General features: G+C 53.2%; 11 protein-coding genes. 8 read left to right on the top strand and 3 right to left on the bottom strand.

The genetic code is table 11. The features are described from left to right. Positions 1–30 precede the first annotated feature (30 nt). The 4 genes from acpP to QME66_01590 are packed head-to-tail and all read left to right on the top strand — an operon-like array spanning position 31 to position 3,466. The gene (gene acpP, locus QME66_01605) at positions 31–273 is read left to right on the top strand and encodes an acyl carrier protein (protein MDI6807661.1); all 243 of its coding nucleotides are present in this window, start codon (positions 31–33) and stop codon (positions 271–273) included. 23 nt (positions 274–296) lie between these two features. Continuing rightward, positions 297–1,550 carry a beta-ketoacyl-ACP synthase II gene (gene fabF, locus QME66_01600; protein MDI6807660.1) on the top strand — a complete coding sequence of 418 codons (1,254 nt, stop codon included), beginning with the start codon at positions 297–299 and terminating at the stop codon, positions 1,548–1,550. An 11-nt stretch (positions 1,551–1,561) separates the two neighbouring features. Continuing rightward, a complete protein-coding gene (rnc, locus tag QME66_01595) occupies positions 1,562–2,299 on the top strand; it encodes a ribonuclease III (GenBank protein ID MDI6807659.1) in 738 nt (245 codons plus the stop codon). 12 nt (positions 2,300–2,311) lie between these two features. Continuing rightward, complete coding sequence (locus tag QME66_01590) at positions 2,312–3,466, top strand: acyl-CoA dehydrogenase family protein (GenBank protein ID MDI6807658.1); 1,155 nt, start codon at positions 2,312–2,314, stop codon at positions 3,464–3,466. Between the two features lie 252 nt (positions 3,467–3,718). On the opposite strand, the gene QME66_01585 is transcribed toward QME66_01590, so the two are convergent. The 3 genes from QME66_01585 to QME66_01575 form a co-directional block, all read right to left on the bottom strand. Then, on the bottom strand, positions 3,719–4,987 hold the full coding sequence (locus QME66_01585) for an outer membrane protein transport protein (protein MDI6807657.1): 1,269 nt from the start codon (positions 4,985–4,987) through the stop codon (positions 3,719–3,721). A gap of 55 nt (positions 4,988–5,042) precedes the next feature. After that, a complete protein-coding gene (locus QME66_01580; GenBank protein ID MDI6807656.1) occupies positions 5,043–5,489 on the bottom strand; it encodes a hypothetical protein in 447 nt (148 codons plus the stop codon). A 287-nt stretch (positions 5,490–5,776) separates the two neighbouring features. Further along, complete coding sequence (locus tag QME66_01575) at positions 5,777–7,735, bottom strand: oligopeptide transporter, OPT family (GenBank protein ID MDI6807655.1); 1,959 nt, start codon at positions 7,733–7,735, stop codon at positions 5,777–5,779. A 323-nt stretch (positions 7,736–8,058) separates the two neighbouring features. On the opposite strand from QME66_01575, the gene QME66_01570 reads away from it, so the two are divergent. The 4 genes from QME66_01570 to QME66_01555 all read left to right on the top strand — a co-directional run bounded on the left by QME66_01570 (position 8,059) and on the right by QME66_01555 (position 11,504). Continuing rightward, positions 8,059–8,682, top strand: a complete 624-nt coding sequence (locus tag QME66_01570; protein ID MDI6807654.1) for a sigma-70 family RNA polymerase sigma factor — start codon at positions 8,059–8,061, stop codon at positions 8,680–8,682. Beyond that, positions 8,679–9,248 (top strand): zf-HC2 domain-containing protein, encoded by a 570-nt coding sequence (locus QME66_01565; protein ID MDI6807653.1) that lies wholly within the window; start codon positions 8,679–8,681, stop codon positions 9,246–9,248. Before QME66_01570 ends, QME66_01565 begins: the two co-directional genes overlap by 4 nt. Beyond that, on the top strand, positions 9,223–10,365 hold the full coding sequence (locus tag QME66_01560) for a trypsin-like peptidase domain-containing protein (GenBank protein ID MDI6807652.1): 1,143 nt from the start codon (positions 9,223–9,225) through the stop codon (positions 10,363–10,365). The genes QME66_01565 and QME66_01560 overlap by 26 nt, the downstream gene beginning before the upstream one ends. A 326-nt stretch (positions 10,366–10,691) precedes the next feature. After that, entirely contained in the window at positions 10,692–11,504 is an 813-nt protein-coding gene (locus tag QME66_01555) for a hypothetical protein (GenBank protein MDI6807651.1), read from the top strand. Positions 11,505–11,723 lie beyond the last annotated feature (219 nt).

Genomic DNA, 11,723 nt, shown 5'->3' with positions numbered 1-11,723 from the left:
GCAGCCGACTGAGAGGAGGTGACCCCCAAGATGGAATTCAGTGAGGAGAAAGTGAAAGAGTTGATAATGGAGCAGCTTTCAGTATCCGCTGACCGGGTTACGCCGGAAGCGTCCTTCGTTGACGACCTCGGTGCGGATTCCCTCGATACGGTTGAGCTCGTAATGGCGCTTGAAGAGGAATTCGACATTGAGATTCCAGATGAGGATGCCGAGAAGATAAAGACCGTAAAGGACGCAATCGAGTATCTGAGAAGCCATGCTGCGGCGAAGTAGAGGCCAGGAGTAGTGGAGCAAGCATGGAGAAGAGTGATACGAAAAGGGTGGTTATCACCGGGATGGGTGTTATCTCGCCTATTGGACTTGAGGTTTCCGAGTTCTGGGATAGTACCGTCGCCGGCCGGGTGGGAGTATCCCGGATCACGAAGTTTGACCCCTCAGCCTTTGAGACGCAGATTGCGGCAGAGGTGAAGGGATTCAATCCCGAGAACTACCTGGAGAGAAAGGAGATAAGGAGGACCGACCTGTTCGTGCAGTACGGTCTTGCGGCCGCCGTCCAGGCCGTGAAGGAAGCCGGGCTTGAGCTCTCAAAGCTTGATGGCGAGAGGTTCGGCGTTCTGGTCGGCTCCGGCATCGGAGGCATTAGGACTCTCGAGGAACAGCACAGCATGCTCCTCTCGAAGGGACCATCCAGGGTAAGCCCGTTCTTCATACCGTTGATGATTGCCGATATGGCCCCAGGACAGATTTCGATCAAGTTTGGCGCCAAGGGACCGAATTTCGCGCCGGTGTCTGCTTGCGCGTCCGGTGCTAATGCAGTGGGCGAAGGCATGAGAATAATCGAGAGAGGGGACGCGGATGTCATCATTGCAGGCGGCTGCGAAGCTGCCATAACTCCCCTTTCGGTGGGCGGGTTCTGTGCCATGAAGGCCTTGTCCACTCGAAACAGCGAACCCGGAAAGGCATCCAGACCGTTCGACCTCGAGAGGGACGGTTTTGTCATGGGCGAGGGAGCCGGCATACTAATTCTTGAGGAGCTCAAGCACGCCCTGGACCGAGGTGCGCGTCCTCTGGCTGAGCTTGTCGGCTACGGAAGCACATCGGATGCTTACCACGTGACCGCACCTTCTCCCGACGGTGAAGGCGCCGCCCGTTCAATGGAAATCTGCCTGCGCGATGGTCACCTCAGACCGGAAGATGTCGATTACATCAATGCGCATGGAACCTCGACCCCTCTGAACGATAAGTTCGAGACCACGGCTATCAAGAAGGTCTTTGGCGAGAGTGCATACCGCGTGGCCGTGAGTTCAACAAAATCGATGACGGGCCATCTTTTGGGCGCCGCTGGCGGAGTTGAACTCATTGCGTGCGTACTGGCAATCAGGGATTCAGTTCTTCCGCCCACGGTGAACTACGAGAAACCGGACCCTGAATGTGACCTTGACTATGTTCCCAACGTGGCAAGGAAGCATGCGGTTGAAGTTGCTCTTTCAAACTCATTTGGTTTTGGAGGGCACAACGTAACTCTTGCAGTGAAAAAGTTCAAAGATTAGAGGAGAAGCTGTTGCCAGGACAGGCCTCAAGGAAAAGCAAATCGCGATCCACGTCTGTCCTTCTTGAGTTCGAGAAGCTGCTGGGTTTCAAGTTCAAGAACAAATCCCTCCTCAAGCAAGCTTTGACCCACCGGTCTTACGCGTACAATAAGGACGGAACGATGTTCTCATCGAACGAAAGGATGGAATTCCTCGGAGATTCCATCCTGGGTTTTCTGGTGAGCGAGCATCTGTATTCGGAATATCCGCATGAGAGAGAAGGTACACTGACGAAGATGAAATCACTCCTGGTCTCGAAGCCGATCCTGGTGAGAAGCGCCAGGAAGCTCAAACTGGGGAAGTACCTTTTCCTTGGAGAGACTGAGGAGAGCGCAGGGGGAAGGGAACGTTCATCGATCCTGGCCGATGCTTTTGAGGCTCTTTTTGCAGCGATCTATCTTGAGATGGGGCTTCCTGCTGCACGAAGGTTTGCTGCCCGGCACCTTCTCACGGACTCAGGCAAGATCATGCAGGACCTCGAACATGCCAACTTCAAAAGCATGCTGCAGGAGTACGTTCAGGATGAATTCAAGACTCCTCCGCGCTACAGGGTCAGGTCTGAGCAAGGCCCTGAGCACGAGAAGCAATTCGTGGTTGACGTATCTATTGATGGAGAGGTGCTTGGCGAGGGCGGCGGCATGAGCAAGAAGGAAGCTGAGCAGAGAGCTGCGAGAGATGCCCTTGAAAAGCTCAGAAGACTCACCTCGTAGAAGGAGAGACCCGTGGATTATTTTCTAACTGACTACCAGAAGGCACTCAAGAACCTGGCCAGAGAGATAGCAGAGAAGGAAATCCTGCCGGTGAGAGCGAAGCTGGATGAAACCGGGGAGTTTCCGTGGAACATAATGAAGACGCTGGCAAAGTCGGATCTCTTTGGGGTCTACATACCGGAGGAATACGGTGGCACGAATGGCGGTTGCTTTGAGCTCTGCATTGTGACTGAGGAGCTGAGCAGAATCTGCGGGGGAGTAGCAGTATGCTACGCTGCCTCGGCGCTCGGGGCATTCCCGATCCTTCTCTTCGGGGATGAGGAAAAGAAAAAGAAATACCTTACTCCGATAGCGAAAGGCGAGAAGCTGGCGGCTTTTGCGCTTACAGAGCCCAATGCCGGCTCGGATGCCGCCGCAATAGAGACTTCCGCCGTGAAGAGAGGGGACGAGTACATATTGAATGGAACAAAACAGTGGATAACGAACGGAGGAGAGGCCGAGATCTACACTGTTATTGCAAAGACTGATAAAACAAAAGGTGCACGGGGAGCAAGTGCCTTCGTTGTCGAAAAGGGGACTCCAGGTTTCGGATTCGGCAAGAAGGAGAACAAGATGGGAATCAGAAGCTCGGCGACGAGGGAGCTCACATTTCAGGACTGCGTGATTCCCAAGAAGAACCTCCTCGCAAGGGAAGGTATGGGATTCATAGTGGCCATGAAAACATTCGACCAGTCAAGGCCTGGCGTTGCGGCCCAGGCGGTCGGGATAGCCCAGGGGGCTCTTGATGAGGCCGTCAACTATGCCAGAAGACGCGTCCAGTTCGGTCAGCCCATATCGTCCTTCCAGGGGATTCAGCACATGCTGGCTGACATGGCGACACAGGTTGAGGCATCGCGGGCTCTTGTCTATTCATCTGCCAGAATGATTGATTCGGGAGCAAGTGATGTAGGTAAGGACTCGGCCATGGCGAAGCTCTTCGCCTCCGACGTTGCCATGAAGGTCACGACTGATGCAGTGCAGATCCTCGGCGGCTATGGATATATGAAGGACTATCCTGTTGAGAAGATGATGAGGGATGCAAAGATAACGCAGATCTACGAAGGCACGAACCAGATTCAGAAAAACATCATCGCCCTCCACCTCATCCGCGAGGCCACCCCCCACTAAAATAGTGACAGTCACCTATTTCTGTCCTGTCCGGCAGTGTCGAATCACGCATGGCGAATGACCATGGCTGGCTCCGCTCCGGGATGACCCATCTACGGCTCGCCAGGCGGGGAATCCTTGCCCCTCCCACCCTCTAAAGGGGTGGGTATCCCCACCTTGCTCGCCAAGATGGGTGTCCCATCCCTCCCGCGAAAGCCAGCTCAGGGTTCATCGCCACGTAGCGAGGTGGCCCCAGACAGCATTCAATCTCTGCTAGAACCTGTAGGCGAAGGAGAGGAACAACTTCTTTGCGGTATCTTTCTCGCTGAATCCTGCTATTGCTCTCTCGAAAGACGATTGTGTGTAGGCCACATCAAGGGTGATCGAATCTTCAAGGATGATTCCGGCGCCTGCAGAGAAAACGGTCTTGTCCTTGACTATGGTTGCTTCGTCTCCCAGGAGAAGCTTGTAGGAGATAGGTTCAATAGCGTAGCCGGCTCTCAGCCTGACAGGAAGCCACGGCAGTGTGAGTTCCTGCCCGAACCTGAGATCGACTGTGGGCTTATAAGCATAAAAGTTTCCTACCTTGAGGGGTCCCGCGTAGTCAAGCTCTGTCCAGTCTGTATAGCTTGCGTCGAATGCCAGGGTGAGGTATGGAACGGAAAAGCTTATCCCTGAGCTGAATGAAAAAGGAAGCGTTATTTCATCCTCGAACCTTACCTCTTCGTATGAGCTAAGCGAATCCTGCGTGACGTGCCCCAGACGAGTTTCGGTTACGGTCTGAGTGCCTTCGAAGAAATAGTGCTGGGGAAACTGCACCGTGATTCCTGCCTTGAATGGCTTACCGGCCTTGAAAAGGGCGCCAAGAGAAAGGCCCCATCCACTTATATCCGAATCGTCAATACGCTCTCTAGTTGAGAGACTCTCGACCGGCGCAAGCGGATACTCGTCGAGAAATGTTCTTCTGGATGATCCCGACAGGATCTGAAAAGAGCCTCCGACCGAGACGTTCGGCGAGACATCAACGGCAACCCCCCCGGCGAGCGGTCCTGCCCCTCCTCTTTCAGTCACCAGGATATTCTCAGAACCCGAAGTTCTGGCATAATCATAGTCCATGCTATTCGGCCTTCCATAACCTCCCGCAACGACAAAGCTGCCTCTGAAAGTAGGAAATGGGTAAGCCATGCCCAGCGAATTGAGCCTCGTAGCTCCAGCTGAAGAAAGCAGGGTGTTGCCTGACCAAGTAGTGGAGATCTCGGAGGTCAAATGGCTGAGGCCGACGGCAAGCTCAGGTCGCTTGAGGAGAGCAAGCCCGGCCGGATTGAAAAAAAGCGCTGAGATGTCTTCGCATGCCGCCACGTGAGCTCCTCCCATCCCTTGAGCTCTTGCAAAGACGCCGTAGTCGTTGACCAGCGGAATGTCGGGAAGAGAGGGATAGGCCGCGAGCAAGGTGGCCGGACACAGAATTACCGCAAGTGATGTCAGAAGAAAGGTGTATCTCCGAGCCAATCGAGTTACCGGACCTGCGAGAGTCGTCAGCATTCCTAAACTCCCCATGATTGCCTGGGACTAGTCAAGCTACCCGGTTCATCCAAGCCTATTTGTCCTTCCATAGATTGCGCTTCTTTTCTTCCTTTTTTTCCTTTGAAGTCTTCTGGTCCTGCGTATCCTTTGCCGGTGACGGGTCTTCAGACTTCATCTGCCTTGCACTGCTCTTCTTTGACGCGGAATCATCCTGCCAGAGATGTCTCTGCCCCGTCACGGGCGGGGTGGGTTGATAGCCCCGGCGGTACGGCTCGTAGTTATAGTCGTACCACCACGGCCTCCCATAGTAAGACCACCATCCGTACCTGTAGCTTCCGTAGTAGAATGGGTCATGGTAGCCGGGTATTCCGGCGTGGTGACAGTCGGAGCAGCGTTCGCCGTAAGGCTGAACATCTGAAATTGTTGAGGCGGCAGGGTGTTTGAGAACTGTATAGCAGCCCGCAAGCAGAAGGAGAGCCGCAAGAAGAGAAAGAAGCACGACGTCCATTAATTTCGTCATAGGAAGATCACCTCTCTTACAGATAAGAGTAGAGCCTATTGACTCTATGTCAAGGGGAATGCCCAGACTTTACCCTGGGCTTCATTCGAAGCTCCCAATCGCGTTAGTGTTCAACATTCATTGACATAGACACCTCAGACGGGAATATGTAAAAGCGGGGGATGCGGAATGACCTGATGACAGCACTGTTGCCAGAAACTCAGTGACCCGTAGATTCCAGATTTGGCGACACCCGCGGTTATGGGTGTCCCCAATTACCCGGGCTCAGCCCGTACGGGACGACTCTTCTATTTGTTCGCTGCTTTTATCCGCGTTGACCTGTAAAGCAAGAACGTAATGGCCGCAAAAGCCGCTAGTGACAGCCAGGAGGCATAGGTCCCCGCAAGAGGCGCGGTTTCGTGGGCCTCATAGTATGCCCTGTAACGCGATGACAGTGCGATCGCGAAGGCGACGCACACTCCAAGCAGAGCATCGCCGGCAATCAGCCCGGAGCCAAACAGTACTCCTTTCTCCTCCCTCTCCTTGGCATTCTCTTCGCCTGAGGAGAGCTTCTTAACGATCCAGGAGATCAAGCCGCCGGCCATGATCGGAGTCGATAGATCCAGGGGCAGATAGAGTCCGATGGCAAAAGGCAAAGAAGAGATTCCCAGAAGCTCAACAGTCAAAGCGAGCATGGCCCCCACGACTATGTAGATCCAGGGAAGATTCCCGGTCATCACCCCCCGCACGATGGCAGCCATCACGTTCGCCTGCGGTGCCAGAAGTGGAGTCGGATGCGTGGCATCTTTCACAAACCCGAAAGATTTACTCATGAGGAAAATCGTGAAGCCCATGAAAATCGCCGGTGCGATAAGTCCGACAAATTCCATGAGCTGCTGAGACCTTGGAGTCGCTCCCAATAAATATCCGGTCTTCAAGTCCTGCGAGATATCTCCGGACATGCATACTGCGATGCAGACGATTGTCCCGATGAACATCACCGTGACCATGCCGGCCACGCCCGAGACTCCAAAAGACAGGAGAATCAGGCTGGTGACCAGAAGCGTGGCGATAGTCATGCCTGAAACAGGGGATGAAGAACTCCCAACGATTCCGACGAGTCTTGCAGCTACTACCACGAAAAAGAAACCAAAAATGACCACCAATGCTGTGCCGATGAGATGCAGTCCCGTTCCAGGGTAAAGCCAGATGGCAATGATTGCCGCGGCAACTCCCGCCAGGACAAACCACATTGGAAGGTCTTGATCCGTCCTCGGTCTCACCACGGCCTCTTCTTTTCTTCCGAATATCTCCTTGATGGCAACTCCGAAGGAGTGAAAGATTATCGGCAGCGCTTTGAACAGACTGATGAATCCCCCCAGGAGCACTGCACCGACTCCGAGATACTTGATATAGTTGTCTCTGATTTCCGTTGGAGTCATTTCGGTGATTAACTTAGTCGCGGGCGGGACGAAACTAGTGATATGGGTTCCGATACAGGCAATCAGGGGTGAGATTCCCAAATATCCCAGGACTGCTCCACTGAGCATCAGAGCAGAAATGCGGGGACCAATGATGTATCCCACTCCCAGCAAAGCCGGGGTGGCATCTATACCGACGTTGGCCCCTTTATAGAAACGCAGGTCATTATTAGGAATTTCCGGCCATAGCCTTACTGCGCTCATCAATATTTTGTAGAGCGCACCCAGGCCAATTCCAGCGAACACGGTCTTTGCTCTTGCCCCTCCTTCATCTCCGGCCTTTAGGATTTCAGCACAAGCGGTTCCTTCGGGGAATTTCAGCTTCCCGTGCTCGCGCACCATCAAATATCTCCGGAGGGGTATCACGAAGAGTATTCCCAGAAACCCTCCCATGAGAGATAGAAAGAAAATTTCCCATGAGCTGATCTCATGATGAAATCCGGCCACTGTCGCATTCCAAATAAAGAAAGCAGGAACCGTAAAGACGATGCCCGCTGCCAGGGACTCACCGGAGGAGCCTATAGTCTGCGCAATGTTGTTTTCAAGGACAGTCCCCGTCCTCAACACTCCCCTCAGAATTGCCATCGACATGACTGCAGCAGGGATGGAGGCAGATACGGTCATTCCCACCTTCAACCCAAGATAAGCATTGGCTACTCCGAACACTGCCGCCAGGAGCGCCCCCAAAACCACCGCCCTAACCGTTGCCTCAGGAATTCGTTCCTCAGGCTTTATGTAGGGCTCAAAGCCGGTGTTTGGCCGGGGACTCTTCTTATTGTTTTCCAATCGCTACCTCCTCGATGAAAAGGCGTTAGGAGGAGACACCAGACAATTGTGCGCTTTGACGTCTGTATTCATCATCCGTTCAAAGTTCCGATAATCTTTATGAGAATCCCGAATCCAAGTCAAGATGTTTGGCGTGCGGATTTGGACGTTTGCCCCCTGGGTTGACCCGACCATTTTGTAAGCCACGGACACTATAGGCCCAGGGCACAAGGGAGCCGCCTAACAGAGCACCTTGCAGCCGGCGGGAGAACGGGATAACATATTACGGAGAGGGAACCATTGCAGGGCGGGAGGTGTAAAGAGAGTTGAAGGAGAAAGATGAATTGACAGAGAAGGGGTTGAGGCCCATAGAGCTTCCTCAGATGGAAGAGACCGACGAAGAGCTGATGGAGAAGGTAGGCCTCGGCTCCGGCCGTGCCTTCAAACTTCTTGTCGAAAGATACGATGGCAGGATTATAAATACGGTTGCCAGGTTCATAGGAGACAGAGACGCAGCGCAGGAGATTGCGCAGGAAACTTTCTTGAGAATATATCGCCATAGAACCAGATACAGGAAGGGGAGCAGATTTTCCACCTGGATTTATACGATAGCGCTGAATCTTGCAAAGAATGAAATAAGGAGGAGGGTAAGAAGACCCAGGCATTTGAGCATTGACGAGATTCACGAAAACTCGGGGGATTCGTTTCCGGGATTTCGGGATCCAGCGCAATCTCCCCACGATTTGGCGGAACAGAGGGAGCTGGAACAGATCGTGCAAGGGGTTCTCGCAAAACTGCCTCCAAAATACCGGGCGGCTTTGGTGTTGAGGGATATCGAAGGTCTTTCCTATGAAGAGGTAGCTGATGTCCTTGATGTACCTGGCGGGACTGTGAGATCGAGAATAAACAGAGCCCGCCTCCTCATGAGAAACAGACTGGAGTCCCGCATGAAGAGAGGAGATATATGAACTGTAAGAAAGCAAAAGAACTCTTTTCAGGCTATCTGGAAGACTGGCTGAGTAACGAGGAGAGAAAGGAGCTTGGCGACCACATTGATAATTGTGAGAAGTGCGCAGTTGCTCTGAACGAGTTTGAGAGATCGGTTTCACTTCTCCGTTCTCTCCCGCGCATTACTGTTCCGCCATTCTTCGCCGAGAGAGTCAGGCACAGGGCGCTGGCCGAAGAAGAAGTGGCGGAACCGAGGACGATTTTCGGCATCCCCTATCCGCTCCGGCTGGCTGGTGCTTTCGTGTCCGTTGCGCTGGCAGTCTTCTTTGTCCTGAGAGGAACAGAAGCTTTGAGACCGACGAAGATCGCGCCTGTTGCCACCGTCGGAGAAGCGTCGAGAATGCCCGATGCCCCGGCCTATCCTCATGTTTATTCCCATACGCACCCTCGCATTGAGGCCGGCTCATCATTGCCTCAAGACGCCGAGCTTGTTCTTGACGATTGGGTTCTTTCTGACGAGGGTGCCAGGCCCGAAAGTTATGTTTCCTATGAGGAGGGAGATGGAAAAGCCTCTGTCACGTTCTAAAGCGGGTCTCTTATCGATTGCTCTGATCTTGGCTCTGTCATGTTTTGCCTGTGAGTGTGGATTTGCGAAACTGAGGACTGCAGTCTCTGACCGCGATCTATCGAACATCATAAAAGTCGGCAGGGAATACGTTGTCACGGTGATCTCCACTAAGGGAACTCCTTTTTCGAGCTCACCCGGAGGGACAGTGAGCCCGCTCGCCAGGGTGGGAATTCCGGCACGCAGGGGCTATCCCCCTGCATGGAAAAGTGTGGGCTCAGGGGTTGTCATTGACTCTGATGGATATATTGTGACCACCGCCACGCTCGCAAGGGATCTGGGAGATGTTTCCGTCCTCCTTCCAGACGGACGGGAAGTAAGCGCGACTATAGTCGGCACCGATGAGCTCACGAACATGTCGCTTCTCAAGGTTTCGCTCGAAGGCCTTCCTTCACCTTCCTTTGGCAATTCGTCTTCACTCGCTGAGGAATCGCCAGTGGTAGTTGTCGGCGGTAGCTACAGAGGCCGCTCGTCCGCCTGTCTGGGAAGGATTCGGCCCTCACGGCGGGTGAGGATAGCAGGCGGAGGGGAGCTTCTTCCGCTGGACACTTCACTTCTGCCGGGCACAAGCGGAGCAGCGGTTATAAACATGAACGGCGAGCTTGTGGGTATTGCATCAGGAAGACTTACGAACGCTGTGGGCCGGGGCTTGGTTTCGGGCGATGATTTGCAGTCAGGATTTGCAGTTCCGATAGAGAAAGTGATCGAAGTTGCAAAACAACTGAGGACTTCTGGAAAGGTCTCGCGGGGCTTTCTCGGAGTCAATATTGCAAGGCAAGGGGTCACTGTCGGCCTGCCGGACATTGATGAAGACGAAACCGGTGCCCTTATCCTCGATGTTCTGCCTGGCAGCCCAGCCGAAAGGATGGGGCTCCGGCAAGGGGATGTCATAATTGGAGTCTCGGGAGAGCGGGTGAAGAATCCGAACGAATTTGCTTCAATCGTGGCCTCGACAAGACCGGGGGGAAAAATACGAATTGATTTTGTGAGGCTTGGGAGGACGTTTAGTCAACTCGTCGAGGTCGGAGAGAAACCATCCCAGCTGTCTGTGCCTGCTCAGAGGTCTCCGAAGAGATAAATCCCTCGTTTCCCAGGTTTTTGCCTATCTATAATGTCTCAAGATATTTTATATCTTGGTGAGGAGAAAATGACTTAAGAAACCTCTGTACACGTGGATGACTACACTGTATGATGTGCGCGGTCTTGGGAAGAACCGCTGCCTTGCGGTCTTTAGGAGGTTGTGGAGTTTGTGCCCAGTCTGGATGAATCTAAAATGCCAGCTGGGTATTTTTTTTGAAAGGGGGTGGTCCAAAGAAATGATTTCCTAGTGTTGTTGTATGCCGGTTGGGTGGACGGTTGGAGGGTTTCTTTGTTGGTCGGAGGAACCTCGTTTTGGGGGTGACCGTGATGAAGAAAATGATGGTAGTGATGCCCATTATGATTCTGTGGGCATTTTCAGTTTTTGCAGATACCAACAGTTTGTCTCCATTCCCGCCGGAGTGGCCGGCTCCTGGTAAGCACGAGGTTGGTGAGCCGTGGTGGGGGATAATTGTTTACACTGATGATGCGTACAACTGGCCTCCTGCAGCGATCACGGCCCTGAACAACCTGGGCTATGGATACACTTGGTATGACCGTGATCCTGTTGGCTTTGAGACCGAGCTGCAAGAGCGGCCTTATTTCTTCCGCCAAATCTTTGTTAGCCATTGCACTTACTATGAACTGTCGTATGCTTGGGACGAGATCCTAGCCCTCGTCGAAGGTCATACACAAGCTGGGATTGAGACGTTTGATGGCGATTGCAGTCACGACCATAGTGGTGCAGGTCGGGCACTTTTTGAGCGCATTGGTGCCGGCGGGGCGTACGACTTCGGGCCTACAGATCTCTTCCTTTCAAACAGTTGGCGGCCCTCCTTCTGGGAAGATCTAAATGGGATTGTTATTCCGTGGACGGGCAATCTGGGCTACATCGATAACGGAGATATTGCTGGATGGTTACTCTGGGCTTCTTGTTCTCTAGCTCGATGGCATCCGTCAGGGAGTACCAACGGTGCCTTGTACCAATTGCCTCCGTGTTCGTGGGTCGGTTTCTGGATCCTCGACCATAATTATCCGTATAACTTGGCAGTGCATATGTGGGAAGTAAGGTTTCGCTCCACTCCTGGCACGGCAGCCGAGACAGAGACCTGGGGCAAGATCAAGGCCATGTTTAGGTGAGACAGAGAATAATCTCCACGAGACTGCGAGCAGGGTTCGGGGGGTGGAAGCGTTGAAGAAATTCTTGAGTTGGTGAGCTTGGAAGCATGTGATTGGCGCAAGGAGGAAGAAACCGTGTGTGAAAGTCTGAAGGTCGTTCTTTTCTAGTGATGGTGACTTTGTTCGTGCTCGATGCACCAGGAATTCCAAGGAAAGGAGGCGAAAAGTCATGAAAAAGCT

The organism is Candidatus Eisenbacteria bacterium (assembly GCA_030017955.1).
Lineage (GTDB): Bacteria > Eisenbacteria > RBG-16-71-46 > JASEGR01 > JASEGR01 > JASEGR01.
The sequence above is the reverse complement of the archived record's forward strand: the minus strand, read 5'-3'. Positions and strand labels throughout refer to the sequence as shown.